The organism is Pseudomonas bananamidigenes (genome assembly GCF_001679645.1).
Taxonomy (GTDB): domain Bacteria; phylum Pseudomonadota; class Gammaproteobacteria; order Pseudomonadales; family Pseudomonadaceae; genus Aquipseudomonas; species Aquipseudomonas bananamidigenes.
On record NZ_LRUN01000009.1, the window covers coordinates 50,883 to 77,025 of the forward strand.

Annotated in this window: 25 protein-coding genes; 7 read left to right on the forward strand and 18 right to left on the reverse strand. The window is 62.6% G+C overall.

The genetic code is table 11. The annotated features are described in order from the left end of the window. Positions 1-29: 29 nt before the first annotated feature. Positions 30-719 carry a GntR family transcriptional regulator gene (locus BBF94_RS04465; RefSeq protein WP_065257839.1) on the reverse strand — a complete coding sequence of 230 codons (690 nt, stop codon included), beginning with the start codon at positions 717-719 and terminating at the stop codon, positions 30-32. A gap of 140 nt (positions 720-859) precedes the next feature. Between BBF94_RS04465 and BBF94_RS04470 the strand changes: the two genes are divergently transcribed. From BBF94_RS04470 to BBF94_RS04500, 7 genes are all read left to right on the forward strand, one after another. Next, entirely contained in the window at positions 860-1,945 is a 1,086-nt protein-coding gene (locus tag BBF94_RS04470; protein ID WP_065257840.1) for an ABC transporter ATP-binding protein, read from the forward strand. A gap of 1 nt (position 1,946) precedes the next feature. Beyond that, positions 1,947-2,864 carry an ABC transporter permease gene (locus BBF94_RS04475; protein ID WP_065257841.1) on the forward strand — a complete coding sequence of 306 codons (918 nt, stop codon included), beginning with the start codon at positions 1,947-1,949 and terminating at the stop codon, positions 2,862-2,864. Beyond that, positions 2,861-3,649, forward strand: coding sequence for an ABC transporter permease (locus BBF94_RS04480; RefSeq protein ID WP_065257842.1), 789 nt, complete (start codon positions 2,861-2,863; stop codon positions 3,647-3,649). The genes BBF94_RS04475 and BBF94_RS04480 overlap by 4 nt, the downstream gene beginning before the upstream one ends. A 15-nt stretch (positions 3,650-3,664) precedes the next feature. Then, positions 3,665-4,717, forward strand: a complete 1,053-nt coding sequence (locus BBF94_RS04485) for an extracellular solute-binding protein (protein WP_065257843.1) — start codon at positions 3,665-3,667, stop codon at positions 4,715-4,717. A gap of 139 nt (positions 4,718-4,856) precedes the next feature. Next, a complete protein-coding gene (locus BBF94_RS04490; protein ID WP_065257844.1) occupies positions 4,857-6,053 on the forward strand; it encodes an amidohydrolase family protein in 1,197 nt (398 codons plus the stop codon). After that, positions 6,050-7,537, forward strand: a complete 1,488-nt coding sequence (locus BBF94_RS04495) for an amidohydrolase family protein (RefSeq protein ID WP_065257845.1) — start codon at positions 6,050-6,052, stop codon at positions 7,535-7,537. The genes BBF94_RS04490 and BBF94_RS04495 overlap by 4 nt, the downstream gene beginning before the upstream one ends. 11 nt (positions 7,538-7,548) lie before the next feature. After that, positions 7,549-8,208 (forward strand): flavin reductase family protein, encoded by a 660-nt coding sequence (locus tag BBF94_RS04500; protein ID WP_065257846.1) that lies wholly within the window; start codon positions 7,549-7,551, stop codon positions 8,206-8,208. 147 nt (positions 8,209-8,355) lie between these two features. Here the strand turns inward: BBF94_RS04500 and BBF94_RS04505 are convergent, their stop codons facing one another. The 17 genes from BBF94_RS04505 to BBF94_RS04585 all read right to left on the reverse strand — a co-directional run bounded on the left by BBF94_RS04505 (position 8,356) and on the right by BBF94_RS04585 (position 25,875). Then, positions 8,356-9,015 carry a DUF799 domain-containing protein gene (locus tag BBF94_RS04505; RefSeq protein ID WP_065257847.1) on the reverse strand — a complete coding sequence of 220 codons (660 nt, stop codon included), beginning with the start codon at positions 9,013-9,015 and terminating at the stop codon, positions 8,356-8,358. Then, complete coding sequence (locus BBF94_RS04510) at positions 9,012-9,380, reverse strand: DUF4810 domain-containing protein (RefSeq protein WP_065257848.1); 369 nt, start codon at positions 9,378-9,380, stop codon at positions 9,012-9,014. The genes BBF94_RS04505 and BBF94_RS04510 overlap by 4 nt, the downstream gene beginning before the upstream one ends. A 29-nt stretch (positions 9,381-9,409) precedes the next feature. Further along, a complete protein-coding gene (locus tag BBF94_RS04515; RefSeq protein ID WP_176704413.1) occupies positions 9,410-10,084 on the reverse strand; it encodes a CsgG/HfaB family protein in 675 nt (224 codons plus the stop codon). 269 nt (positions 10,085-10,353) lie between these two features. Then, positions 10,354-13,452 carry an error-prone DNA polymerase gene (locus BBF94_RS04520; RefSeq protein ID WP_218060132.1) on the reverse strand — a complete coding sequence of 1,033 codons (3,099 nt, stop codon included), beginning with the start codon at positions 13,450-13,452 and terminating at the stop codon, positions 10,354-10,356. Next, positions 13,428-14,843, reverse strand: coding sequence for a Y-family DNA polymerase (locus tag BBF94_RS04525; RefSeq protein WP_065257851.1), 1,416 nt, complete (start codon positions 14,841-14,843; stop codon positions 13,428-13,430). The genes BBF94_RS04520 and BBF94_RS04525 overlap by 25 nt, the downstream gene beginning before the upstream one ends. A gap of 7 nt (positions 14,844-14,850) precedes the next feature. Further along, entirely contained in the window at positions 14,851-15,468 is a 618-nt protein-coding gene (gene imuA, locus BBF94_RS04530) for a translesion DNA synthesis-associated protein ImuA (RefSeq protein ID WP_065257852.1), read from the reverse strand. Beyond that, the gene (gene lexA / locus BBF94_RS04535; RefSeq protein WP_065257853.1) at positions 15,468-16,085 is read right to left on the reverse strand and encodes a transcriptional repressor LexA; all 618 of its coding nucleotides are present in this window, start codon (positions 16,083-16,085) and stop codon (positions 15,468-15,470) included. Before lexA ends, imuA begins: the two co-directional genes overlap by 1 nt. Before the next feature lie 312 nt (positions 16,086-16,397). Then, positions 16,398-16,676, reverse strand: coding sequence for a DUF971 domain-containing protein (locus BBF94_RS04540; RefSeq protein ID WP_065257854.1), 279 nt, complete (start codon positions 16,674-16,676; stop codon positions 16,398-16,400). After that, positions 16,673-17,635: a HEAT repeat domain-containing protein gene (locus BBF94_RS04545; protein ID WP_065257855.1), complete on the reverse strand. Its 963-nt coding sequence runs from the start codon at positions 17,633-17,635 to the stop codon at positions 16,673-16,675. Before BBF94_RS04545 ends, BBF94_RS04540 begins: the two co-directional genes overlap by 4 nt. Beyond that, positions 17,632-18,480: an ABC transporter ATP-binding protein gene (locus tag BBF94_RS04550; RefSeq protein WP_065257856.1), complete on the reverse strand. Its 849-nt coding sequence runs from the start codon at positions 18,478-18,480 to the stop codon at positions 17,632-17,634. The genes BBF94_RS04545 and BBF94_RS04550 overlap by 4 nt, the downstream gene beginning before the upstream one ends. Next, positions 18,480-19,277: an ABC transporter permease gene (locus BBF94_RS04555; protein WP_404820917.1), complete on the reverse strand. Its 798-nt coding sequence runs from the start codon at positions 19,275-19,277 to the stop codon at positions 18,480-18,482. The genes BBF94_RS04550 and BBF94_RS04555 overlap by 1 nt, the downstream gene beginning before the upstream one ends. Positions 19,278-19,397: 120 nt before the next feature. Further along, complete coding sequence (locus tag BBF94_RS04560) at positions 19,398-20,801, reverse strand: ABC transporter substrate-binding protein (RefSeq protein ID WP_065257858.1); 1,404 nt, start codon at positions 20,799-20,801, stop codon at positions 19,398-19,400. A gap of 238 nt (positions 20,802-21,039) precedes the next feature. Continuing rightward, entirely contained in the window at positions 21,040-21,285 is a 246-nt protein-coding gene (locus BBF94_RS04565; RefSeq protein WP_007959413.1) for a 4Fe-4S dicluster domain-containing protein, read from the reverse strand. A gap of 25 nt (positions 21,286-21,310) precedes the next feature. After that, complete coding sequence (locus BBF94_RS04570; protein ID WP_065257859.1) at positions 21,311-23,041, reverse strand: fumarate reductase/succinate dehydrogenase flavoprotein subunit; 1,731 nt, start codon at positions 23,039-23,041, stop codon at positions 21,311-21,313. Continuing rightward, on the reverse strand, positions 23,038-23,790 hold the full coding sequence (locus tag BBF94_RS04575; RefSeq protein WP_065257860.1) for a GntR family transcriptional regulator: 753 nt from the start codon (positions 23,788-23,790) through the stop codon (positions 23,038-23,040). Before BBF94_RS04575 ends, BBF94_RS04570 begins: the two co-directional genes overlap by 4 nt. A gap of 219 nt (positions 23,791-24,009) precedes the next feature. Continuing rightward, complete coding sequence (locus BBF94_RS04580) at positions 24,010-24,978, reverse strand: Gfo/Idh/MocA family protein (protein ID WP_065257861.1); 969 nt, start codon at positions 24,976-24,978, stop codon at positions 24,010-24,012. Positions 24,979-24,987: 9 nt separating this feature from the next. Next, positions 24,988-25,875: a Dyp-type peroxidase gene (locus tag BBF94_RS04585; RefSeq protein WP_065257862.1), complete on the reverse strand. Its 888-nt coding sequence runs from the start codon at positions 25,873-25,875 to the stop codon at positions 24,988-24,990. Between the last annotated feature and the right edge of the window lie 268 nt (positions 25,876-26,143).

Here is a 26,143-nt window from a genome sequence, read left to right on the forward strand (position 1 = left end):
GTATAGCCGATTTCGCTGGCGACCGACGGTCAGACCTCGATCAGGTGCTTGAGCGGATGGTAGCCAGTCTTGAGCTTGGCGGCCACATCGAGAATCGCCTTCTGAATGCCGTCCAGGTGCATGCAGGTCAACTCGATCGCCGCGTTTTGATTGCCGGCCTCGATGTACTCGATCAACCGCAGATGTTCGTCGTCGCGACAGGCTTCGTGGCTGTCGTCATCCAGCGCGGCGGCGTACAGCGAGGCGCGGGAGATCAGCTTCTGGAACCAGTCGAGCAGCACCGGGTTGTTGAGGCTGCGAGCCAGTTTGATATGGAACTCGCCCAGCAGGTGAATCAGCCGCTCGTGGTCACCGGCTGCGTGGGCTTCATCTTCCAGCAACAAATGCTCGCGCAGGTCCTGCATCGCGGCGGAGTCCTTGCGTCGGCACAGTTCGGTGACGATGCCGATCTCGATCAGGCGCCGGGTTTCGAACAGAGAACGGATCTCTTCATCGCTGGGCAGCGACACCGATGCACCTTTATTGGGCTCGGTGGTGACCAGCCCGTCGGCCTCCAGTTGCTTGAGTGCGGCGCGAACCGACGTGCGGCTGACATTGAACAACTCCGCCAGCGACGCCTCACCCAGTTTCATTCCCGGACGCAGCGAACGCTTGCTGATCGCCTCGTAAACCCCCTGGTAGACGCGGTCGACCGTGGTTTCCGTTTTTTTCTCGGTCATTTGAAAGCTCCTTCAATGCTGGCAACGCGGCCCGACGCACGACTCGGACAGGGGAAATGGGGGTTGCACAAGCAGATTAATCCGGGTATTTCTAAATTGCATTCAGATATTGCATACAATAATTAGAGGATTGCACCATTATGGGTCAACCAATAGCAATTGAAGTGCGTAATGTCTCCAAACGGTATTCCGACGACCCTGGCCTGGCGCCAGCCCTCGACAACGTGTCGGTGAACATCGCCGACAATGAGTTCTTCACCCTGCTCGGCCCCTCGGGTTGCGGCAAAACCACCTTGCTGCGCACCATCGCCGGTTTCGAACACGTCAGCGACGGCGAGATCCGTCTGGCGGGCGAAACCGTAAACCACTTGCCGCCGTTCAAACGCCGGGTCAACACGGTGTTTCAGAGTTACGCGCTGTTTCCGCACATGAGTGTCGCGCAGAATATCGCCTTCGGCCTCGAGATGCAGGGTCTTGATCGCAAGTCGATTCCCGAACGGGTCGAGGAAATGCTCGCGCTGGTGCAGATGGAGCACCTGGCCGGGCGCAAACCGGCGGAACTCTCCGGCGGCCAGCAACAGCGCGTCGCTCTGGCCCGGGCCCTGGCGCCAAAGCCGAAAGTGCTGCTACTCGACGAACCGCTGTCGGCGCTGGACCTGAAGCTGCGCAAGGAAATGCAGGTCGAACTCAAGCGCGTGCAGCAGGAAGCCGGGATCACCTTCATCTTCGTCACCCACGATCAGGAAGAAGCCCTGACCCTGTCCGACCGGATTGCAGTGATGTCCGCCGGCAAGATCCTGCAGATCGGCACGCCGAACGACATTTATGAACGTCCGCAGCACCGGTTCGTCGCCCAGTTCATCGGCGACATCAACTTCCTACCCGGCCAGCTCAAGCGCGGCGACCACAACCAGAACCTCTTCGTGCCCAACGGCATGCCGGTGGAAATCCCCTGCCCGCCCCAAGGTGTCAATGGCAGCAGCGTGCAACTGGCATTCCGGCCCGAGCGCTCGCAACTGGTCACCGCGGACCAGCCCCATCACTTGCGCGGGGTGATCGAAGCGGTGCTGTATGTCGGTACTGCGACTCTGTACCAATGCCGCTTGAACAACGACGTCAAAGTCATGCTGCGAGAAAACAACGAAGGTTTGAACGCTTGTCGCGCAGTCGGTGAGCCCGTGGCGGTGCATCTGCCACCCCAGGCCTGCCTGTTGATGGAGGCCTGAGATGAGTGTCAGCAGCACTTCTCCCTCTCTCAACCGTGCGCTGTTGCTCAGCCCGGTGGTGTTGACCCTGCTTGCCCTGATCGCCATTCCGCTGGGGATCATGGGCTACATCAGCCTGTTGCCGCGCAACACTTACGGCGGCGTCGACTGGCAGGCCCAATGGCAATTGCAAAGTTACGTGCAGCTGTTTTTCCAGGAAGGGTTCGACGGCGAACTGGAGCTGAACTGGGTCTATGCCCAGGCATTGCTGCGCTCGGTGTTCCAGGCCGGCGGCACCACGGTGCTGTGCTTCCTGTTCGGGTTTCCGGTGGCGTTGTGGATGTCGAGCCTGACCCCGCGCCGGCGCAACCTGATGGTGTTGCTCATCACCATTCCGTTCTGGACCAACCTGCTGATCCGCAACTACGCGTGGCTGATCATCCTGCGCGAACAGGGCTGGGTCGCCCAGAGTCTCAACGCGCTGCTTCCGGGTGCCGGCAGCATCACCCTGCTCTACAACGACTTCGCGGTGAGCATCGGTCTGGTCTACAGCTTCCTGCCGTTCATGATCCTGCCGATCTACTCGACCCTGGAAAAACTCGACTGGCGCCTGGTGGAAGCCGCCTATGACCTGGGCGCCAACCGCTGGCAGGCGCTGCGGCGGATCATTCTGCCGCTGTCGATGCCCGGCGTGATCGCCGGTGCGTTGCTGGTGTTCGTGCCGAGCCTCGGCGCTTTCATCACCCCGGCGATCCTCGGGGGCGGCAAGACGTTGATGATCGGCAACCTGATCCAGCAGCAGTTCGGCACCGCACGCAACTGGCCGCTGGGCAGTTCGCTGTCGTTCCTGCTGCTCGGGATCCTGCTGTTGTCGCTGGTGCTCTACGCCCTCTACAGCCGCAGCGCGGCGAAAACCCTGAACCGGGGAGCGAAAGCATGATTTCTCTGCACCTGAAAAAACTCCCGGCGACCCGGGAAATCAGCCTGCTGGTCCTCGCCTATCTGTACGTGCCGATCCTGGTGTTGATCGTCTACAGCTTCAACGCCAACCGCTCGGCGACGGTGTGGACCGAGTTCTCGTTCGCCTGGTACGGGCGGATCCTGGCCAACCCGTCGATCCAGACGGCGGCGCTGAACTCAATCATCGTCGCGACCATTGCCACGATCTGCGCCACGGCGATTGCGCTGCTGGCGGCGCTGGCGACTTACCGGCCGTTCTACGGACAGAAAATGGTCGAGGGCGGGATCAACCTGCCGCTGATCCTGCCGGAGATCGTCACCGCCGTGGCCACCCTGCTGCTGTTCATGGCGCTGGGGATCAAGCTCGGCCTGGTCACGGTGATCGTCGCGCACATCGGCTTCTGCATACCGTTCGCTTATCTGCCGATCCGCGCACGGCTCAACGATCTGGACAAGAGCCTGCTGGAAGCCGCCAACGACCTTTACGCCAACCCGTGGCAGGTGTTTCGCCGCGTGACCTTGCCGCTGTTGTGGCCGGCGGTGCTGTCCGGTTCGGTGCTGGCGTTCGTGGTCAGCCTCGACGATTTCATCATGACCTTCTTTGTCGCCGGTCCCGGTTCGACCACGTTGCCGGTGTACATCTTCTCGGCGATCAAGGCCGGTGTGACACCGGAGATCAACGCAATCTCGACCCTGATGCTGGTGATATCCATCGTTCTCGTGGTGCTGGCCTTCTGGCTCGGCCAACGCGGCAAACAACAATAAACCTGGAGCGCGCTCATGAAAGTCAAACACATGCGTCTGGCAGTATCCGGTCTGGCCCTGAGTTGTTTCACCGCGTTCGGCGCCCACGCCGCCGAGCCCAGGGAGCTGTTTTTCTACAACTGGACCGATTACTACCCGGTCGACCTGCTGGCCAAGTTCGAAAAGGAGACCGGGATCAAGGTCACCATGGACGGCTACGACAGCAATGAAACCCTGCTCGCCAAGTTGCAGGCCGGCGGCGCGGCGTATGACGTGATCGTGCCGTCGCAGTCGATCATGCAGACGCTGATCAAGCAGGACCTGCTGCTGGAAATCGACACCCCGTCCCTGAGCAACTTCCAGTATGTCAAAGGCCCGTTCCGCGACCCGGGCTTCGATCCGGGCCGCAAATATTCGGCGCCGTATCTGTGGGGCACCACCGGGTTTTCCTATGACAGTGCCCGGGTGCCTGGCGGCAAGCTCGACGACTCGTGGAAAGAGTTCTTCGAGCCGCGCAAGGAGCTGCAAGGCCAGCTCGCCGCCCTCGACACCTCCAGCAGCGTGATCAACGCCGCCAGCCATTACCTGAACGTCGACGAATGCACGGAAAACCCGCAGGACGCCAAGCGCATCCTCGAGCTGCTGCAAAAGCAGAAACCGTTTTTGAAGATGTACAGCTCCGACAACACCGTCGACCGCATGGCCTCCGGCGAAGTGATCATGATGCAGAACTGGAACGGCTCGACCGCCCGCGCCACGTTGCAGAAGAGCACCATCAAATACGTATACCCGCGTGAAGGCCTGGCGATGTTCCAGGACAACTTCGCCGTACCGAAAAGCGCGCCGCATCCGGGCAACGCGAAGATCTTCATCGACTGGATGATGAAACCCGAGAACGCCGCAGCCGTGTCCAACGCCATCGCCTACGCCAACGGCATTCAAAGCGATCAGTTGCTGGATGCGAAATGGAAAGTCATGGATGCCATCAACATGCCCGAGGAATACGCCTCGCGTCTGCGCCCGGAAAAGGAATGCAGCAACAAGGCGCGGGAGCTGCAGGACCGGATCTGGTCGAAGCTCAAGGGTTGATCGTCTGACTCAGGACCCGGTTGCGGCCATCGCGAGCAAGCTCGCTCCCACAAGGATCGGTGGCGCTCACAGTTCCAATGTGGGAGCTGGCTTGCCAGCGATGAGGCCCGCCCAGACAACATAGAAACAGAGGTATGAAATGTCCCACCCCCGCTGGCTCAGAAACATCCGCCCCTACGGCGCCCCCGCCGAAGACCTGCTGATCGAAAACGGCCGGTTCAGCCAACGCCGCCCGGCCTCCAATGCTCCAATGGCCGCCACCGACATCGACGGCCAGAACCAGCTGCTCACCGCCCCGCTGGTGGAAAGCCACGTCCACCTCGACAAAACCTTGTATGGCCAACCCTGGCGCCCGAACAGCGCCGGCCCGACGCTCAAGGACTACATCAGCAACGAGCGCCGCGTCCTGCGTGAAGTGAAAGCGCCGATTGCCGAACGCGCCGGCGCGCTGCTGGAAAACTGCATCGCCCGGGGTTCGCTGACGATGCGCTGCCACGTCGACATCGACCCGGAGTTCGGCCTGCGTCACGTCGAAGCCATGCAGCAACTGCGCGAGCGCTATAACGACCTGATCGACCTGCAACTGGTGGTGTTCCCGCAAACCGGCCTGATCAGTCGCCCCGGCACCGCCGAACTGATGCGCGAAGCCATGGCCCTGGGCGTGGAAAACGTCGGCGGCCTCGACCCTTGCGGCATCGACAACGACCCGATTGCGCAACTGGAATTCGTGTTCAACCTGGCCGGCGAATTTCAGCGCGGTGTCGACATTCACTTGCACGACAAAGGCGAACTGGGCCTGTGGCAAATCGCGCGGATCGCCGATTACACCGAGCGTTTCAACCTGCAAAACCGGGTAATGATCAGCCACGCCTATTGCCTCGGCATGCTGCCCTGGAGTCAGGTCAAGCCGGTCGCCGAACGCCTCGCGGCGCTGGGTATTTCGCTGATGAGTTCGGCACCGGCCGACTGTGCGGTACCGCCGTTTCTGGCGTTGCGTGAGATCGGCGTCAACGTCTGCCTTGGTTCCGACGGCATCCGCGATGCGTGGTCGCCGATGGGTAATGGCGACATGCTCGAACGAGCAATGCTGCTGGCGTTCCGTTTCGATCTGGGCAAGGACGATGAACTGGCGGCGGCGTTCGAAGCGGCAACGGTCAATGGAGCTCGCGCGTTGGGGATCGAGGGCTACGGCTTCGACATTGGCAAGCCTGCGGACTTTCTGCTGATGCCCGTGGAAACCCTTGGCGAAGCGGTGGTCGCCCGGCCTGTGCGTCAGGTCTATCGTGGCGGTGAACTGATCGCCAGCGGCGGTCGTCTGCTGGGCAGTCGGCTGTGAAACGGATCGGCCTGCGGGCGAGTTGCGTGGTCGGTTTCGACGGCTCGCAACATGTGCTGTGGCGCGACGGCGAAGTGGTGTTTGCCGGCTCGCGCATCGAGTTTGTCGGGCGCGGTTACCCAGGGCCGGTGGATCAGTGGATCGACTACGGCAACGCGCTGATCGGCCCCGGTTTCATCGACCTTGACGCCCTCGGCGACCTCGATTCCACGGTGCTGACTCTGGACAACGGAGACGAACGCGCCATGGGCCGCATGTGGTCGGCGGAGTATCTGGCGGCCGGCCCTCGTGAATCGTTCAGCCCGGAAGAAGAAGTCTTCAAATACCGCTACGCCTTCACCCAGTTGATCCGCAACGGCATCACCACGGCGATGCCGATCACCTCGATGTACTACCGCGAATGGGCGGAGACCTGCGACGAGTTCGCCGCCGTCGCCGACGTGGCGGGCGAACTGGGGCTGCGCACATACCTCGGCCCCTGCTATATGAGCGGCATGAGTTACTGGCGCGCCGACGGCACCCTCGCCCACCACTGGGATGAGGCGCGGGGGCTGGCTGGCCTCGACGCAGCCGAACGATTCTTCAAGGATTTCGATGGCGCCCATGGTGGTCTGATTCGCGGTGCGCTGCTGCCGGATCGCATCCAGACCTGCACCCCGGCGCTGCTGCAACGGACGTCCGCATTGAGCCGTGAACTGAACGCACCGATGCGTCTGCACTGCTGTCAGGCGCTTGGCGAAGTGGCGATGGTCGAGCAGTTACGCGGCACCTCACCGCTGGGCTGGTTGCAGCAACTTGATTTGCTCACCCCGCGCAGCCTGCTGCCCCACGGCATCTACACCTCGGGCGATGACGATCTGCAACGGGTCATCGACGGCGGCGCGAGTCTGGTGCACTGCCCGTTGGTATTCGCCCGTGACGGCGAGGCGCTGAATTCATTCGGTCGCTATCGCGCCAAAGGCATCAATTTCGCTCTCGGCACCGACACCTGGCCGGCGGACTTGCTGGAGAACATGCGCCACGGTTTGAACATCGCCCGGTTGATGGAGGGCGGGCCATCGTTGACCAGCAGCCTCGACCTGTACAACGCCGCCACCCTCGGCGGTGCCAAGGCCTTGGGCCGTGACGACCTCGGGCATCTCGCCCCCGGCGCCAAAGCCGATATCACCGTATTCAGCCTGCGCGGCCTGCATTTGGGCCCGCTGTTCGATCCACTGAAAAATCTGCTACTGGCCGGGCGCGGCGACGACTGCATCGCCAGTTACATCGACGGGCGCTGCGTGATGCACGACGGCCAGGTCAACGGCGTCGACTACCCGGTCCTGCAACGCCAGGCCCAACGCCAATACGAAAAACTGATGCGCAGCCACAGCGACCGGGCCTTTGGCCGACCGGACTGGAGAACCCTGTTCCAGCCGGCCATTCCCTTTGCCGATGACTACAGCGCCGAAACGCCGTTGAGCGCCATTGATCCACTTCTTTAGAGAACACTGCCATGCACAGCTTCGATTTCAGCCAACTGAGCCCACGGGAAAAATACAAGATACTGATCGGCAGCGTGGTGCCGCGCCCGATCGCTCTGGTCACCACCATCGATGGCGAAGGCCGGGTCAATGCAGCGCCGTTCAGTTTCTTCAACGCGCTGTCTGCGGATCCGCCCATTCTCGCGCTCGGTGTCGAGAACTACGACGATCAGAGCCCCAAGGACACCACGCGCAATATCCAGATGAATCAGGAATTCACCGTCAACATCGTCAACGATGCGCTGGTGGAAGCCATGAACGTTTGCGCGGTGCCGTTCGCGCCGGGCTTCGATGAGTTGACCGCTGCCGGCCTGACGGCAATTCCCGGTACGTCGGTCAACTGCCCGCGAATCGGCGAAGCGCCGGTGGCGCTGGAATGTCGGCGGATGATGGCGCTGAACATCGGTCAGTCGCGGGAAATCATTTTCGGCGAGGTGTTGATGGCGCATGTGCGCGACGAATTGATCGACCCGAAAACCCTGTACATCGATCAATTGGGGCTGGATGCGATCGGCCGCATGGGCGGCCACGGTTATGCGCGGACCCGGGATTACTTCGATTTGCCGACCCGCTCGTTGCAAGCGTGGACGGAGGCGCCGGGAGGCGGCGAGCGGTTCTGGCCCGTCAAATAAAACGGCGAATGAACACATTGCCCCCCTGTGGGAGCGAGCTTGCTCGCGAAGGCGGTCTGTCATTCAACATGGATGCTGACTGAACCACCGCTTTCGTCGGAGCGCCGCCCGGAGCAAGCTCGCTCCCACAGGACCTATATCGTTTGCTCAGTCAGTGCCGTACTTCGGCGACCGTGGCCCGTACAGCAGGCCCGCCGGATGTCCGGCCGACAGCAGTCGATTGCTGGCCACACCCGCAATCGGGTAACCGGCATCGGTGGAGCTGTTGACGATCTGTTTCACCGCAGCGGTGATCAGCGCGCCGATCAGGCCGCCACCACTGTTGTTGCCGCCCTCCTCGCTGGACGCCCGGGCCGCACCGGTCCACAGGGTGGTGCCGGTTTTCAGGTCCACCAGTCTGGCGCTGGCCGTCACTGCGGTTTCGCTGCTGAGGACCATGTAGCGCGTGCCGTACTCGCTGACAGTGATGTACAGCGCCGCGTCGGCCCCGAAGATTTCCTGCAGTTTGTTGACCGGCGCCTGATGGATGTCATCCGGCGTGGTCAGGCCGTTCTGGCGGAACGTCTCGTCGACCAGGGTGATCGGCAGCACGTAGTAACCGGCCTCGGCCAGCGGGAACGTCACTTGCGACAGCAGGCTGTAGGACGCCTTGACGTCCGGCGAGGTGTTCAGCGGCGGCAATACCAGAATGGACTTCGGGCGCGCTTGCTTGTACGCCGAATAATCCACGGTCTTCGGTGCGACGCAGCCACCGAGAACGGTCAGCGCCAGGCCAGCGGCCAGCAGCTTCAAGGCACGGGAGATCATTGGGCATCTCCGGTCTTGGCGTTCTTGAGCAGAAAGTCCATGTAGGTGCCGGACTCGGGGAACAGGGTCTTCTCGGTGCGCAATTGCTGCACCATCTGATCATCCTTGCCCATGCTCAGGTACAGCAGACCAAGGTGCGCGTGGTAACCCGGCGGGACAGGCTTGCCACTGGCGCGGATCTTTTGCAGATCGGCTTCCAGCGCTTCGGCCTGGGCCTCTTTCGGCGTTTCGCTTTTGAAGTATTCGTAGACTTGTGGCTGATAGCCTTCCCACTGATACAGGGTCTGCGGGCTGCTGCAACCGGCCAGCAACGCGCTGGACGCCAGTGTCAGGGCCATCAGCGGCCGGGACAGGGACAGATTCATGGTGTGTTGCTCCTTGCGATGGGCGTCTATCAGTTGCCCGGTTTCCAGGCGCCGGCGTTCATGCCATCGACCAGACGATTGATCGCCTCGCGCATGGCCAGATCGAGGACTTTGCCGTTGAGGGTGGAGTCGTAGGCAGCGGTGCCGCCGAAGCCGATGATTTCGCGGTTGGACAAGGCGTATTCGCCGGCGCCCTGGGTCGAATACACCACTTCGGAGGTGCTGATATTGACGATGTTCAAGTTGACCTTGGCGTAGGCGACCTGAGTCTTGCCACGACCGAGAATGCCGAACAGCTGGTGATCGCCGGTCTCTTTGCGACCGAACTCGGTAACGTCACCGGTCACCACATAATCGGCACCTTTCAGACGCTGGGCCTGGCCCTTGATTGCCGCTTCCTGCTGGATTTCGCCCATGTTGTCACGGTCGAGCACGGAGAAGCGGTTAGTCTGCTGCAAGTGGGTGATCAGGATGGTCTTGGCCTGACCACCGAGACGGTCGACACCATCGGAGAAGATCCCGCGCATGTAGCTCGAACGGTTGTCGAACTTGCCCACGGCCATCGGGATACGGGCACCGGTCCAGACCTGGGTGGCACTTTCCACCTTGGCCACCGGCAATGCCCGGGAGCTTTCGGTGGCACAACCGGAAAGCGAACCGGCCAACGTGCCGAGAACGGCAATCGCAATGCCCGAAACCAACATCCGGGAGATCAATCTCACTGTGCATTCCTTCTGAAAAGTGATGTGTCCCGGCACGGCAGAAAACGTGGGGGATCGGAAAAGGGGCGGCATTATGCCAAAGTGCCACCAGTGAGGACAGGTTTTTTTGACGCCAGTGAATTGGCTTTCGAATCAACTGCCGATCGTTCCCACGCTCTGCGTGGGAATGCATCCGTGACGCTCTGCGTCACAGTGGACGCGGAGCGTCCATGGCGGCGTTCCCACGCAGAGCGCGGGAACGAGCAGCAGGCTCAGTGGAAATCGCGGCTTTGCACCCGAATTCCGTTGAGCAGCGGGGTCAGATCACTCATGCGCCCGGCGATCAGATGCCGCACTTCGCCTTCCCGCTCCCAGCGGCCATCGACCTTGAGCAACTGCGAGCCCACCAGCACCTGACGCTGACGCTCGGCCAGATCGCGCCAGACCACCACGTTGACGTTGCCGAACTCGTCCTCCAGGGTCACGAAGGTCACACCGCTGGCGGTGGCCGGGCGCTGACGGCCGGTCACCAGCCCTGCCACGCTGACCGGCCGGCCATGCTCGACCTCCAGCAATTCCCGGGAACTGCGACAGCGCCGTGCCCGCAACTCGCCGCGCAACAACGTCAGCGGATGCGGCCCCAGCGTGGTGCCGAGCGTGGCGTAGTCGGTGAACAGATCTTCGCTGACACTCGGCGTTGGCAGTACCACCTGCGGCTCTTCCTGACTCGGCACCCCGGCAAACAACCCGAGCTGTTTCTGCACGCCCGCCACTTCCCAGCGCGCCCGATGACGGTGACCGGCCAGCCCGCGCAACGCACCGGCATCCGCCAGCAACGCCTGGGCCCGACTGTCGAGCCCGGCGCGTTCGCCCAGATCGGCGACATCGGCAAACGCGCCCCTCGCCCGAGCGCTTTCAATGTTCCGTGCATCGTCCTCGCGAAAGCCCTTGATCATGCGCAGCCCCATGCGAATCGCCGGTTGCCCGCCGGTGATCGGTTCCAGGCTGCAATCCCAGTCACTGGCGCGCACGTCCACCGGGCGGATCTGCAAATGATGCCGGCGCGCATCCTGGAGAATCTGATCCGGACTGTAGAAACCCATCGGCCAGCTGTTGATCAGCGCGCAGGCGAACGCCGCCGGTTCATGGCACTTGAGCCAGCAACTGGCATAGGTCAGCAAGGCAAAACTGGCGGCGTGGGACTCGGGAAAGCCGTAACTGCCGAAGCCCTTGATCTGTTCGAAAATCTGCGCGGCAAATTCCGGGCTGTAGCCGTTTTTCTTCATGCCGGCCGCCAGCCGCTCCTTGTGCGGCTCCAGCCCGCCGTGGCGTTTCCACGCGGCCATGGAACGGCGCAACTGATCGGCCTCGCCGGGGCTGTAGTCGGCGGCGACGATGGCGATCTGCATCACCTGTTCCTGAAACAGCGGCACACCGAGGGTGCGCTTGAGCACCGCCTTCAGTTCCGGCGACGGATAGGTTTCCTCTTCTTCCTTGTTCCGCCGCCGCAAGTACGGATGCACCATCCCGCCCTGGATCGGTCCGGGCCGGACAATGGCCACTTCGATCACCAGGTCGTAGAAGTCTTGCGGGCGCAGACGCGGCAGCATCGACATCTGCGCCCGGGACTCGATCTGGAACACGCCGATAGTGTCGGCGCGGCTGATCATGTCGTAGGTCGGGCGGTCGTCAGCCGGAATGGTCGCCAGGCTCAGATCCTGATGACGATGACGGCGCAGCAGGTCGAAACAGCGACGAATCGCACTGAGCATGCCGAGGGCGAGGATATCCACCTTGAGCAGCCCGACCGCATCGAGGTCGTCCTTGTCCCACTGGATGATGGTACGGTCGGCCATGGCGGCGTTTTCCACCGGCACCAGGGTGTCCAGCGGTTGCTCGGAAATCACGAAACCGCCGGGATGCTGCGACAGGTGCCGGGGGAAGCCGATCAGTTGCCCGGTCAGGCTCAGCACCCGGTGCAGGATCGGGCTGTCCGGGTCGAAGCCGTTTTCGCGCAGGCGTTCCACGGGCGGTGTTTCATCGCTCCAGTGGCCGCAGCAGTCGGCCAGTGCATTGATCTGGTCCGGCGGCAAGCCCAGCGCCTTGGCCACATCGCGAATCGCGCCGGTCGCGTGATAAGTGCTGACCACCGCCGTCAGCGCCGCACGACGGCGGCCATAACGCCGAAACACATATTGCAGGACTTCCTCCCGGCGCTCGTGCTCGAAATCCACGTCGATGTCCGGCGGTTCGTTGCGCTCTCTGGACATGAAACGCTCGAACAGCAGCGTGGTGCGATCCGGGTCGATCTCGGTGATGCCCAGGGCAAAACACACCGCCGAGTTGGCCGCCGAGCCCCGCCCCTGGCAGAGGATCTGCTGCTTGCGGGCGTAGCTCACCACATCGTGCACGGTGAGGAAGTAGCTTTCGTAGCCGAGTTCGGCGATCAGCTTCAGTTCCTTGTTGATCTGCCTCAGCACCTTGAAGGGTGCGCCGTTTTCCCAGCGCCAGGCGATACCCTGTTTAGTCAACTGTCGCAGCCAGGAACGACCCGAGTGTCCCTCGGGTACCAGCTCTTTCGGATACTGATAACGCAATTGGCTCAAATCGAAGGTGCAGCGCCGGGCCAGCTTCACCGACTCGTCCAGCAAGGTCTGCGGATACAACTCGCTCAACACATCGAGACTGCGCAAATGCCGCTCGCCATTGGGGTGCAGGCGCAACCCGGCTTCGGCCACCGGGACGTGATGACGGATCGCAGTCATGGTGTCCTGCAAGGCCCGCCGGCCCCGGGCATGCATGTGCACGTCGCCGCTGGCTACCGCTGGAATCTGCAGTTCATTTGCCAGACTCAGCAGTGCGGCCAGCCGCTGCTGGTCGTTCTGCCCGCGATGCAACTGCACCGCCAACCACAGGCGTTCGCCGAAGGTCTGTTTCAGCCAGCGGCCTTCTTCCACGTCATCGACCGTATCCGGCACCCACAGCACCAGCAACCCCGGCAACGGCTCGCTGAAATCCTCGCGCAGCACTTGATACTGGCCTTTCTGCATGCGCCGTCGAGCCTGGGTGATCAAGCCGCACAACGCCTGATAACCCTCAATGTTCTCCACCAGCAACACCAGTTTCGGGCCGTTCTCGATGCGGATCTCGCTGCCGATGATCAGCGGCAGTTCCACGGACTTTGCTGCCTGCCAGGCACGGACGATCCCGGCCAGGGTGCATTCATCGGTGATTGCCAGCGCCTGATAGCCGTGCTTTTTCGCCCGCTGGAACAGCTCCAGCGCACTGGACGCACCGCGCTGAAAGCTGAAGTTCGACAGGCAGTGCAGCTCGGCATAACCCTGATTCACGCGAACCAGCCCTGCAGCCACAACGGGCCGCTCTCACCCACCGCCCGGTACGCCCAGCCTTGCTGGCCGGCACGGTTCTGGATCAGGTAATAGTCGCGGCGCACGTCGTCACCATCCCACCAGCCGGACTCGATGCGTTCCGGGCCCATGAGGATGCGCGCCGAACCTTCGGGCACGGCCTGCGGCTCGCCCAACAGCCAGCCCGGTCGCTGCACGCCCGGCAACGCAGGGCAACGCTGTTTGTCATCAGCGTTCTGCCACGCACACTCGGGCCGATGATCGGCCTGAAAACGCAGGCCCTGCACCGCCTCATCCCCCAGTCGCGCACGCAGGCGTTCGCGCAGCTGCGCCCAGGGCAAGGTCTGCTGCGGACGCTCGTCGAACAGTTCCTGAAACTGCGGCACAAAGCTCGGCAAGTCCTCGGCGCGCAGGCGAAAACCGCGCACCGGGGCCTCGACCTGCACCTGCTCCAGCCGGCCACGGGCCAGCTCGAAGAGCATCGCCGGGTCACGCTCGGCGCTGAGCAGGCCGACCTTGATCAGCGTGTCCGGCAGCGCCGCATGTTCCAGGTGCAGATCGAAACGCTGCACGCCACTGTCGCGCCCGCACAGGAACGCCGACAGATCGGCAGTCAGGCGACGCAACGGGAACAGCAGCGCCTGATGGGACTGCACGTCGAAATTGAGCTCGATGCGCACATCGAAACGATCCGGCGGCAGGTAGAACGCCAGCGCCAGTGGTCGTGCGCCGAACAGCGTGTCCAGATGCTTGAGCACCGGCGCCTCGAAGCGCCGGGCCAGGGCCTGGCGCGGCAGGCTCTGTACCTGATGGAGGTGACGCAGCCCCATGCGCGACAACGCCGTGGCCACGCCCGGCTCCAGCCCGATGCGGTCGACCGGCAACTGCCCGAGGTGATGGCGCAGGGCTTCACCGTCGGGCACCACCAATCCGTCATAGGCGTTGGCCAATATCCGCGCCGCCACCGGGTTGGGCGCGGCGACGATGCGATGACGAAAACCCAGCTCCGTCAGTTCCGTGCGCAATCGTGCTTCGAACTGCGCCCAGGAACCGAACAGCCCGAGGCTCGATTCGATCTCGAATACCACGGTGCGCGGGTAATGCACGCTGACCTGAGCGCTGAAGCGATAGGCCCAGGCGGCGAGAAACTGCTGCCAGTGCCCGACTTCCGCCATGTCGTAATCGACGGTGGAGAAGCCTTTGTTCAAGGCCTGCGCGGCAGTCATCGACTGCCCCGGACGCAAGCCCAGTGCCCGCGCCGCCGGATTGACCGCCTGCAGCACCCGGCGCTGGGCCGGGCCACTGAGCAGCGCCAGGGGTTGTTCGGGATCGGGGCGTTGACGCATGACCGCGTCGAGAGCCAATTGCGGAAAAAGAATACAGACCCAGCGCATGGCGACCTCAATGCCCCACGGCAAAGGCAATCGGGGCGGAATGCGCCAGACCGCCCCGGCACTTGAGCACGCGCAACTGCGCCGGACGCGCATCGATGGCAATGCGCAGCGCGGCTGGCGACGGGTTGACCGCCTCGCTCAAGGGACGCCAGGCGAACGCCAGGGTCTGGCCGGTTTCCGCCGCCACCTGCAAGCGGCGCAAGGCGCGGTCATCGGCCTTGTGCGGCCAGCACAGCACCGCGCCGCAACTGCCCGAACGCAGACATTGTTCCGCCGCCCACAAGGCATCACGCTCACTGGCCTGAATTACTGACAACTGGCGCAGATCGACCCCGGCATTGGCCCAGGCCTGCGGATACGGCACGAACGGCGGCGCCACCAGCACGATGCGTTCCCCCGCCGCCGCCAGCCGCGCCAGGGTCGGCCACACCAGTTGCAGCTCGCCCACCCCGGGCCCGGCCAGAAGGATTTCACTCAGCGCCGCCTCCGGCCAGCCACCGCTGGGCAAGGCGGCATCCAGCGCCGCGTGCCCGGTGGGTTGCGGGCTGGCGGCCGGTGGCGCAGGTCGGCCCTTCCAGACCTGGCCGCCATTGAACAGCGTATCCAGCGCAACGACGGCACCCATCAGCCTTGCCTCACCAGACCGCAGAACACGCCTTCGATGGCCAGGTCCTGATCGTCACGCACCACAATCGGCTGGTACGCCGGGTTGCGCGGCAACAGGCGAACCTCATCGCCGACCCGCTCGAAGCGTTTGATGGTGACCTCGCCGTCGAGCCGCGCCACCACGATCTGGCCGTTGAGCGCTTCGGGATTGCGCCGCACGCCGACCAGATCGCCGTCGAGAATGCCGTCCTCGATCATCGAATCGCCCTGCACCCGCAGCATGTAGTCGGGCGTGCGGGAGAACAGCGCCGGGTCGAGCATCAACCGATTGTGAATGTCGGCATCGGCGCCGATGGGCACACCGGCGGCCACCCGGCCGAGCACCGGCACGTCGAGCAGTTCCGGCCGTGGCGGCTGCCCGAGCAAACGAATGCCCCGGGCCTGATGCGGATTGACCTCGATGAACCCGGCTTCGGTGAGCGCCAGCACATGCTTGCGCGCCACGCTGCGGGAAGCAAAACCAAAAGCCTCGCTGATTTCAGCAAGGCTTGGGGGCTGACCGTGTTCGGCGATGCGTTCGCGGATGAAGGTCAGGATGGCGGTACGGCGGGGAGTCAGATTTGTCATGGAGTACATTTGTACTCTTGTGGGAATTTCCTGACAAGCACCGCCAGTCAGCTCAAATCCTGTGACTGATCGTTCCCACGTCGAGGCGTCGAACCGTCTGCGTGGGAATGCCTCCAGGGACGCTCTGCGTCCAGTGACTCGGAGCGTCACGGGCTGCATTCCCACGCGGAGCATGGGAACGATCTCACGGAGTCAGCTCAAACCGCGTTCCGCCAGAAACCCTGCGATGTAGTCGATAAACGCCACGACCTTGGCCGTCGCCCGCCGATGTTGGCGGTCGTCAGGTCTACGCCTCGACTCTTGAGCAACACAGTCTGGTTGTCAGGAAGTGAGTTGCGCCAGGTACTGCCACGGATAAATCCCGCGCTGATGACCATCGCTGAACACCAGTTGCAGTCCGTAGCCCTGTGGGTTGAGTTCGATCACGCGCACCCGGTCATCCACCAGCGGAGCCAAGCCCCGCAGGCGAAACGCCCGGCACTGCGAGCACGGGCAATGGCGGCGCAGTTCGGCATGGTCGAGCAGTTGCTCGCGGCCATCCGGCCAGCTCAGCCGCAACCGGTGTTCGCTTTGGGAATTGCCGATCGCCAGCGGATTCATTGCAACTGACTCAAGGCAATCCGCACGGCTTTGCGCACCTCCGGGTCGCCGTCGTCCTGCGCGGCCTGCAACGCGGCCACAGCGCCACGATCATTCAGTTCGCCGAGCGCCAGCGCCGCTTCCTTGCGCAGGTTGCTGATGCGATGGCCGAGGGTATCGATCAAGGCGTCGAGTGCCGGCACGTAACGCAAACGACCGAGGCTGCGGGTGGCACGCAAGCGCACTTGCCAATAATCGTCAGCCAAGGCTTCGATCAGCGCCGGCCCCGCATCGGTGTGGCCGACCTTGCCAAGCGTGGTCGCGGCTTCTTCGCGCACTTGCCAGGTGTCGTCCTGCAACGCCCGGCGCAATGCCGGCAGTACATCGGCGCCACTCGCCAGGCCCAGGGCGCCGGTGGCGGCGCGGCGTACTTCAGTGTCCGGGTCATCACTGGCCAAGCGTGCCAGATCCGGTAAAGCATCCAGCTGTTTGAGCCAGCCGAGCACACCGACCGCTTCGCGGCGCACACTCGCATCAACATCGCTCAACGCTTGAATCGCAGCAGAGGCAGCGCCAGGGTAGCGCAATTCGCGCAAGGCCCGAAACGAGGCAATCCGCACGCTGGTTTCAGCATGGGCTGTCCACGGCAGAATCACCCTGCCCGCCGCTTCGGTCTTGAGCAGGCTCAGACTCTGCGCCGCAGCAGACTGCACTGCCGGAGACGGATCCGTCAGCGCCTGGCATAGCGCTTCAACCACCGGTTCGTCTTCCCAGGCTTCCAGCAAGCGCGCCGCTTCAGCGCGGACTTCCTCGGCCGGATCTTCGGCCAGTCGCTCGACCAGCCAGAGCAAGCCGTCCGGCTCTTCGAGGTCGGCCAGATCGATCAGTGCAATCCGGCGTACACCGGCGTCATCGGCGGTCAGGCGCGGCTGCAGGGCCAGAATCTCTTCGTTATCGGTCACAGCAAAAAATGAGGTCACAGGGCAAATCTCGGCAAGGCGTTTTCGGGAGGCAGGCCGAGCGGATTGAGGCGCGGCAGCGGTCGGTCGTTGTCGTGGCGCAGCAGGTCGAGGCAGTGGCGCTTGAGGCGCGAGAACTCGTGGCTGGTCACAAGTTCGGTGGTGCGTGGGCGCGGGAAGTCGAGGCGCAGGTCTTCGATGATCCGCCCCGGCCGTGCGCTCATCACCAGCAAGCGGTCAGCGAGAAACAGCGCTTCGTCGATGTCGTGGGTGACGAACACCACGGTGGTGCGGATGCGCGTCCAGATGTCCAGCAGCAGTTCCTGCATGTTCAGTCGGGTCAGCGCATCGAGCGCGCCGAAGGGTTCGTCCATCAGCAACAGCCGTGGCCGGTTGACCAGTACCCGGGCGATTTCCACCCGTTGCTGCATGCCTCCGGAGAGTTGATCCGGCCAGCGTTCGGCGAAGCCCTCGAGGCCGACCAGTTTGAGCATTTCATCAGCGGCACGATGGCGCTCTGTCTTGCCGATACCGCGCATTTTCAGCCCGAAGGCCACGTTGTCGCGCACCGTGCGCCACGGAAACAACGTGTGATGCTGGAACACCATGCCGCGTTGTGGCGACGGGCCGGACACTTCGGCGCCGTCGACTCTCAACTGCCCGCCATGGGGTTGCAGATGCCCGGCCAGCGCGCCAAGCAAGGTCGATTTGCCGCAACCGGACGGGCCGAGAATGCACACGAACTGGCCGGGCTCGATCTGGCAATCCAGGCCCTGCACCGCTTCGAATGCCTGAAGGCCTTCGCCGAGGACAATGGACAGCTGACGGATGTCGATCCGCCCTTCCGGGGTTTGCATCACGCTCATCAGGCTTTCCCTCGTGTTCGATGCCAGGGCGTGAACAACCCGCCCAGACGTTTGATCAGCAGACTGCTGCCCATGCCCAACACGCCGATCAGCAACATACCGACCACGATGTCGGCGTAGTTCTGAATGGTGTAGGACTCCCAGGTGTAGTAACCGATACCGAACTGGCCGGAGATCATTTCGGCGGTCACCAGACAGAACCACGAGGTGCCCATGCCGATCGCAAGGCCGGTGATGATGCTAGGTGCAGCGCCCGGCAGGATGACTTCCAGCAGGATCGCCCGGCGCCCCGCCCCAAGGCTTTTGGCCGAGGCGATCAGGCGCCGATCCACGCCTTCGACGCCGTGCACGGTGTTGAGCAGGATCGGGAACAGCGCGCCGGTAAAGGTGATGAACACCATCGACAGTTCGGACGACGGGAACATCAGGATCGCCAGTGGAATCCACGCCACGGCGGGGATCGGGCGCAGCACTTCCAGTGGTGGCAGCAGCAGGTCTTCGGCCCATTTCGAGCGGCCGATGGCCAGACCCAATGCAACACCGATCACCAGCGCCGCGAGGTAACCCGCGAAGACCCGGCCGAGACTCGCGCTCAGGTGCTGGATGAGCTTGCCGGAGTCGCCCAGGCCTAATGCGGCTTCGATCACGGCCAACGGGGTTGGCACGTTGGCGAAGGTGACGAGGCCGAGGTTCCAGTGGTGGCTGGCGGCGAGTTGCCAGAAGAGCAGGCAGAGCAGCAGTGAGGCGGCTCGGGGGATCCAGCGTCGATAAGGTCTGAACACAACAATTCCTCTCATCCCGACTCTATGTGGGAGCGAGCTTGCTCGCGATTCGGATAGGTCAGGCAAAGTTGTCCCGTCTGACCGGACGCCTTCGCGAGCAAGCTCGCTCCCACAGTTGACCGAGTTGTTATCGGGTTAACGACTGGCCACGGCCTGCGCGGTGGCATCGGTGAAGTCAAAGACTTTTCCGCCCTGCGCCGTGGCAAACTGCTGCGCCTGCCCTTTCAACAAAAACGCGCTGAGGCGCCCCTTCCCGTCACTGGCAAACCACGCCTGCTCCGCCAGCAACTTGATCCCGCTGTCACTCGCCTGGGCATACATCGCCCGGATGTTCTTGCCTTCCGACTTGAGGCCGGCCAGTGCGGAAAACGCCTCTTCAGCCGAGGCATACCGCCGGACTTTGTCCTCACCCCGCACCCAGATTTCCGCGACATGGCTGAAATCGGTGATCGTCTTGCCGGTCGCCGAGTCGACGGCCTTCAACGGCGTCTGCGCGTAGTTGGCCAGTTGCGCGGTGTAATCCAGATTCGAGGCCTTGAACGCCGCGCGAATGTATTGATCATCGATAAAGGTGTTCAGATCGAGCCCGCGATCGGCCTTCTTCAGCAGCTTCAGCGTATCGATGGCCGTGCCCACAGCCTGGCGGTATTCCGGTTTCCAGCTCAGATCGCGGGTCTGCACGCCGAGCGGGCCGTGGAACAGATAATTGACCTCGGCATCGACGCCGGTGACCTTGGCGATCAATTCGCTGTACTTCTCCGGTTCGGCGGCCAGCAACTGGTTGGCCTCGATGCTCGCCCGCAGGTAGGCGATGACGATTTCCGGGTACTTTTTCGCGTAGGCCTGATCCACCAGCGCACCGTGGAAGGTCGGCGCATTGGCCTGGGCGCCGTCGTAGATCTTGCGGGCGAAGCCACGGCTCGGGAACAGTTCGGCGAACGGTACGAAGTCGGCGTGAGCGTCGATCTTGCCGGCCTGCAGTGCGGAACCTGCGACTTCCGGCGGCTGGGCGATGATGTTCACATCCTTCAGCGGATCCCAGCCCTGCTCCGCCACGGCGCGCAGCAACATGCCGTGGGCGGTGGAGGCGAACGGCACGGAAATGGTCTTGCCCTTGAGTTCGCTCAGTGACTGCACACCGGACGCACTCGGCACCACGATGCCGTTGCCGCTGCCCTTGATACTGCCCGACAGCACGCTGATGAACAGGCTGTGCTTGCCGGCGGTTTCAAACGCCACGCCATTGAACGCGCCGGGGAAATCGGCCATGGCGCCAAAGTCGAGTTTGCCCGCAACCATTTCATTGGTCAGTGGTGCGCCGCTGGTGAAGTTCTTCCACTGCACATCGTACCTGGCGTCCTTGTAGGCGCCGTCGTGTGGCAGGTATTTGTCGAGCAGGCCCAGCTCGCGGATCAACAGCCCGCCGGCGGCGCAGTTGATGGTGGTGTCCTGGGTGCCGATGGCAATGCGGATGGTTTCGGCCGAGGCCGACAGGGTGAACGAAGCCAGTACCAGACCGGCGATTGCTGCACGCAACATGGTTGAAGCCCCTCGAATCATTTATTGGATGTTCGTCTCCGCCGCGATCAGGGCGCGGTGGGAAACGAGGGGTGTTTGGTGAATCCAGCGTCCGGGGTTCACCGGATGGCTTTGGGGCTGTCTGTGTGGGCCTCTTCGCGAGCAAGCTCGCTCCCACAAAATTTTCGGTGTACTCATTATTTGCGGCTGGCATCCATCCACTGTGGGAGCGAGCTTGCTCGCGAAAGCGGACTACCAGTCAACGCAATAAATAAGGAATTTCGACTTTCACCGCACCGGTCGGGCAGTCCTTTTCGCACGGCATGCAGTACCAGCACTCATCGAAGGCCATATAGGCCTTTTGCGTGGCCGGGTTGATCGCCAGCAGGTCCATCGGGCAGACGTCGACGCATACGGTGCAGCCCTTTTCGGCGATGCATTTGTCCTCGTCCACGGTGACGGGGGCATTGGAGCGGAAGAAGATTTCCTGGGCTTGGTAGGCCATGGTTCGGACTCTCTCTGGTAATGCCTCAAGCGGCGAAAGCGCCAACCCGAAGACGGTCGTAGGCCTGCATTTCCTCGGCATCGAGGGGGATGATGTAAGGCTCGACGGCTTTCTTGAAACTGGTCATGCGCCCGTCTTCGCCTTTCTTCAGGTGGCAGTGGCAGAACCATTCACGGTCATCCCGTTGCGGGTGATCGACGCGGTAGTGGTACAGGCCCCAGCGGCTTTCGGCGCGGAACAATGACGCGCGTGCGGCCATTTCGGCGCAGTCGCGGATCACGTTGGTTTCCATGGCGCGCATAAGTTCGTGGGCGTTGTTGGCCTTCATCTGGTCGAGATCGCGTTCGATATCACTGAAACGCTGCAGGCCGATTTCCATCTTTTTCGTCACTTTCGGCGGTTGCAGGTAATCGTTGACGAAGCGCCGCAGCTTGTACTCGACCTGCGCCGGCGGCAGACCGTGTTCGCGGTCCAGCGGTGCGTAGACCCGGGCCTTTTCCTTTGCAATCTGTTCAGCATTCAGCGCAGTGAATTCACGCCCGGCGACAAACTCCGCCGCGTTGTGACCGGCAAACCAGCCATAGGTGAACGCGCCCAGCATGTAATTGTGCGGCACGGCGGCCATGTCACCGGCAGAGTACAAGCCTTTCACCGAGGTTTCGGCGCGCTCGTTGACCCACACGCCGGACGCCGAATGGCCGCTGCAAAAGCCGATCTCGGAGATGTGCATCTCGACCATTTGCATGCGGTAGTCGGTGCCGCGATTGGCGTGAAACTGGCCACGACTCGGGCGCTCGTTGCTGTGCAGGATTTCCTCGATGTTCTGGATGGTTTCCTCGGCCAGGTGATCGAGCTTGAGGAACACCGGGCCGTTGCCGCTTTCCAGTTCCTGGTGGAACTCCCACATCATCTGTCCGCTCCAGTAGTCGCACTCGATGAAACGTTCGCCCTTGTTGTTGGCGGTGTAGCCGCCGAGCGGACCGGTGACGTAAGCACAGGCCGGCCCGTTGTAATCCTTGATCAGCGGGTTGATCTGGAAGCATTCGAGGTTCGCCAGTTCGGCGCCGGCGTGATACGCCATTGCATAACCGTCGCCGGCGTTGGTCGGGTTTTCGTAGGTGCCCATCAGGTAACCCGAGGACGGCAGACCGAGTCGTCCGGCAGCACCGCAGGCGAGGATGACGGCCTTGGCCTTGATCACATGGAAGTCGGCGGTTCGGCAATCGAAGCCCATCACACCGTTGACGGCGCCCTCCTCGTCGGTCAACAGACGGGTGCAGACGAGACGATTGGTGATGTTCACTCGCGCCCGTTTCAACTGGCGGTACAGGACTTTCTTGATGTCGTGCCCCTCCGGCATCGGCAGCACGTAAGCGCCCATGTGATGGACCTTCTTCACCGCATAATCGCCGGTTTCGTCCTTCTCGAACTTCACGCCCCAGCGGTCGAGCTGCTCGATGGTTTCGAAACTGTGGGTTGCATAGGCATACACCGCGGCCTGATTGACGATGCCGTCGTTGGCGATGGTGATTTCCTTGGTGTACTGCTCCGGCGTCGAGTGACCGGGAATGATCGCGTTGTTCAGACCGTCCATGCCCATGCTGATCGCGCCGCTGCGCTTGACGTTGGCCTTGTCCACCAGCAACACCCGCAGATCCCTGTTTTTTTCCTTGGCCTTGATCGCCGCCATCGGGCCGGCGGTGCCGCCGCCGATCACGACGATGTCGTATTCCTGTTCGAGCGTCGTTCGACTCATGCCTGTTCCCCTTTTTGCCGGTCGATCCGCAGGCGGTACTGGAACGCATCGCCACGGTAGTAAAGGTGTTCGAAGTCCAGTGGCTGGCCGTTGGCGTCGTGGGTCAGACGCTCGATGCGCATGATCGGCGAGCCGGCTTCGACGTTCAGCGCCTGGGTCAGGTCGCTGTCGGCCAGCACCGCGTCGATGGCCAGATCGGCGTGGCCGAGAGCAATGCCGCAGTCGTTTTCGAGGATCAGGAAGATGTCACGGGTGACCAGATCGGCCTTCTCCAGCCGTTCGCCGACGGCTTTGGACAGGTAGGTGATTTCCAGCGAGATCGGCTCGCGATTGATCAGCCGCACCCGTTTGATCTGCGCGACGATCTCGCCTTCGGCGACCTGCAGGCGCTCGGCGACCAGTTTGTCGGCGGCAATGAATTTGAAGCTGCGCAGACGGTTGATCACCTCGTAGCCTCGACCGGTCATGGACTCGGCGAGGCCTTGCAGGGTGCTGACGTTTTGAAAGGTCTTGGGTTTGGCGACGAAGGTGCCTTTGCCGTGGATCTTGAAGATCAGCCCTTCTTTCTGCAGATCGCCCAGCGCCTGGCGCACGGTGATGCGGCTGACTTTGAACAGCGTGCCAAGCTCGCTTTCGGACGGCATCTGGCTGTCTTGCGGGTATTCGCCGTCGAGAATCCGGGCGCGCAGTACGTCGCGCAGTTGGGTGTGCAGCGGGACGCTACTTAAGGAGAGAACGTTATCGGTCATCGCGGGATCACTTGTCATAACGAGTTATGACGTGATCTTAGAGACGTTATGACAAGCTTGAGAAATACCGAATGAGCATAAGGTTAGATGCGCAACACCATACCCTGTGGGAGCGAGCTTGCTCGCGATAGAGGTGTATCAGTCACCAAAGTTATTGACTGACAGTACGCTATCGCGAGCAAGCTCGCTTCCACAGGGGGGACGGTGTGGTCTGGGGAATTATTGGCGCTTGAGAATCTGATCCATGACCCGATCGGTCTTCAGAGCCTCGGCGGCGACTGCCGGATGCTGCGACTCACCGCGAATCTGCGCGTTCATGCCCAGCACGTGATGCCACTGAATGTGTTCGTGATGGGGGATTTCAAGGCTGATGTGCTCATCGCCATGTAACTCGACCGGATGCTCGTCGAACACCGAAAAACCGATCCGCCCCTGGCTGCCGATAACCTCGACCCGATCCTCGCGCCGGTCCGCCACAAAACTCCAGCAACCCGTGCCCAGCGCACCCGAAGCGAATCGCCAACTGGCGCTCACCGCATCTTCCGCCGCGTACAACCCGGCCTGACGCGCCGTGAAACCGGCGACTTCAACGATGTCGCCAAGCAGGTACTGGAACAGGTCGAAACCATGGCTGGCCAGATCCGCGAAATACCCGCCACCAGCCACCGCCGGATCAGTGCGCCAGTTGGCGCTGCCATCCAGATCCTTCGATGAAGGTGCCTTGGTCAGGGTCCAGCTCAGGTGGCGAACCTCACCGATACGCCCCTGCTCCAACCATTGCCGAACCTGCTGGAAACGCGGCAACGAACGGCGGTAATAGGACACGAACAGGTGCAGACCGGCGTCGGCAAACGCCTGCTGCATCTCGCGACTTTGCCCGGCGTTGAGCGCCATCGGTTTTTCCACGCAGCAATGTTTGCCGGCAGCGGCGACCTTCAGGCTATAGGCGTGGTGACTGTCGGGTGGCGTGGCGATGTACACCGCGTCCACCTCGGGGTCATTGATCAGGGCATCGACATCGGTGTAAGTCCGGGCGATGCCGTGGCGCGAGGCGTAATCGGTCACGGCTTCGAGGCGGCGCCCCATCACCGCCACCAACGCCGAGCCGGGGGCCTTGTAGAAGGCCGGTCCACTCTTGCGTTCGGCGACACTGCCGCAACCGATCATGCCCCAGCGCACCACGTTCATGCTTGCGCTTCAGCCGATGCGCAGTGCGCGCAGGTCGAGGTGGCCGTTTTGCAACGGCGGGCACCAGTAATAGCCGCCAGTGATCGGCCGGCTGATGCGGTACAGGCCGTCGGTGATGCCGTCTTCCAGACCGCTCATGCGCCGCAGTTGCGCTTCAAAGGCATCGAGGGAGAAACCGAACGCCAGGAACATCAGGCCGGCGCGCTCACCTTCGATCCACGGCATCGAACGGCGCACGACGAAGGCTTCGGGAGCGAAGCTTTCCTGGGCGGTGCGCTTGACGTGGGCGGACACCGGGGCGTCATCGATCTCTTCGTTGTCGCTCAGGCGACGGCCCATGATGTTGTCCTTGTCTTCGGCGGACAATGCATGGAAGCCCTTGAGGTCGTGCTGCCACTGCTGGATCGCGGCAAAGCTGCCGCCGACCAGCCCCTCGGCACCTTCACTTTGCAGTGCGGCGGCGATGGCGGCTTCGTCATGGGGGTTTTCAGTACCGTCTTCATAACCGGTGAGGTCATGGCCGTCCTTGTGGCGGAAGGCTTCCTGCATCTGCACCAGGCGCAACGCCGGGGCCAGTGCGGCCTCAAGCGCGGTGCTGCGGTTGAGCAGTTCACCACGATCGACGCCGTGCAGCCAGACCCACAGGGCGTGCTGGGTCGAAGGGTTTTCCACGCCGACGCCGGTCAGCGCCGGAAAGCTGCGCAGGCCGTCGATGTTCACGTTCAGGGCCTTGACCAGGGATTCACCGAAGCCGACCACCGCCGATTTGCCGTCCACCAGCGTCAGCAGGTTGTCGATCGCCTGCGGCAGCGCTTCAACCGACTCGAGGGCGAAAAACAGGTGACGTGCTTGCGGCGGAACTGGGGTGGCGAGGATGCCCGGCTGGTAGTAACTCATGTGAACTCCTTGGGAAAGAGCGCGGAGTTTAACTGTAGGCGGAGGGTTTGTGTGGGATTGATTGGCGTCAAAAGCTTCCCCTCACCCTAGCCCTCTCCCAGAGGGAGAGGGGACCGACCGAGTGGTTTGTGAGAAGTACACCGAAGAGAAAGACAGAGTTGAATATGGATTCGCTGAAAAGCTTTCAGGTCGGCGTATCTCTCGAATATCCCCGAATCGGCCCCCTCTCCCTTCGGGAGAGGGCTGGGGTGAGGGCCATGGGTCTCAG

Coding starts and splice junctions, on each gene's coding strand:
- BBF94_RS04465 (WP_065257839.1), bottom strand. CDS start 719: ATGACCGAGAAAAAAACGGAAACCACGGTCGACCGCGTCTACCAGGGG.
- BBF94_RS04470 (WP_065257840.1), top strand. CDS start 860: ATGGGTCAACCAATAGCAATTGAAGTGCGTAATGTCTCCAAACGGTAT.
- BBF94_RS04475 (WP_065257841.1), top strand. CDS start 1,947: ATGAGTGTCAGCAGCACTTCTCCCTCTCTCAACCGTGCGCTGTTGCTC.
- BBF94_RS04480 (WP_065257842.1), top strand. CDS start 2,861: ATGATTTCTCTGCACCTGAAAAAACTCCCGGCGACCCGGGAAATCAGC.
- BBF94_RS04485 (WP_065257843.1), top strand. CDS start 3,665: ATGAAAGTCAAACACATGCGTCTGGCAGTATCCGGTCTGGCCCTGAGT.
- BBF94_RS04490 (WP_065257844.1), top strand. CDS start 4,857: ATGTCCCACCCCCGCTGGCTCAGAAACATCCGCCCCTACGGCGCCCCC.
- BBF94_RS04500 (WP_065257846.1), top strand. CDS start 7,549: ATGCACAGCTTCGATTTCAGCCAACTGAGCCCACGGGAAAAATACAAG.
- BBF94_RS04505 (WP_065257847.1), bottom strand. CDS start 9,015: ATGATCTCCCGTGCCTTGAAGCTGCTGGCCGCTGGCCTGGCGCTGACC.
- BBF94_RS04510 (WP_065257848.1), bottom strand. CDS start 9,380: ATGAATCTGTCCCTGTCCCGGCCGCTGATGGCCCTGACACTGGCGTCC.
- BBF94_RS04515 (WP_176704413.1), bottom strand. CDS start 10,084: ATGTTGGTTTCGGGCATTGCGATTGCCGTTCTCGGCACGTTGGCCGGT.
- BBF94_RS04525 (WP_065257851.1), bottom strand. CDS start 14,843: ATGCGCTGGGTCTGTATTCTTTTTCCGCAATTGGCTCTCGACGCGGTC.
- imuA (WP_065257852.1), bottom strand. CDS start 15,468: ATGGGTGCCGTCGTTGCGCTGGATACGCTGTTCAATGGCGGCCAGGTC.
- lexA (WP_065257853.1), bottom strand. CDS start 16,085: ATGTACTCCATGACAAATCTGACTCCCCGCCGTACCGCCATCCTGACC.
- BBF94_RS04540 (WP_065257854.1), bottom strand. CDS start 16,676: ATGAATCCGCTGGCGATCGGCAATTCCCAAAGCGAACACCGGTTGCGG.
- BBF94_RS04550 (WP_065257856.1), bottom strand. CDS start 18,480: ATGAGCGTGATGCAAACCCCGGAAGGGCGGATCGACATCCGTCAGCTG.
- BBF94_RS04555 (WP_404820917.1), bottom strand. CDS start 19,277: ATGAGAGGAATTGTTGTGTTCAGACCTTATCGACGCTGGATCCCCCGA.
- BBF94_RS04560 (WP_065257858.1), bottom strand. CDS start 20,801: ATGTTGCGTGCAGCAATCGCCGGTCTGGTACTGGCTTCGTTCACCCTG.
- BBF94_RS04565 (WP_007959413.1), bottom strand. CDS start 21,285: ATGGCCTACCAAGCCCAGGAAATCTTCTTCCGCTCCAATGCCCCCGTC.
- BBF94_RS04570 (WP_065257859.1), bottom strand. CDS start 23,041: ATGAGTCGAACGACGCTCGAACAGGAATACGACATCGTCGTGATCGGC.
- BBF94_RS04575 (WP_065257860.1), bottom strand. CDS start 23,790: ATGACCGATAACGTTCTCTCCTTAAGTAGCGTCCCGCTGCACACCCAA.
- BBF94_RS04580 (WP_065257861.1), bottom strand. CDS start 24,978: ATGAACGTGGTGCGCTGGGGCATGATCGGTTGCGGCAGTGTCGCCGAA.
- BBF94_RS04585 (WP_065257862.1), bottom strand. CDS start 25,875: ATGAGTTACTACCAGCCGGGCATCCTCGCCACCCCAGTTCCGCCGCAA.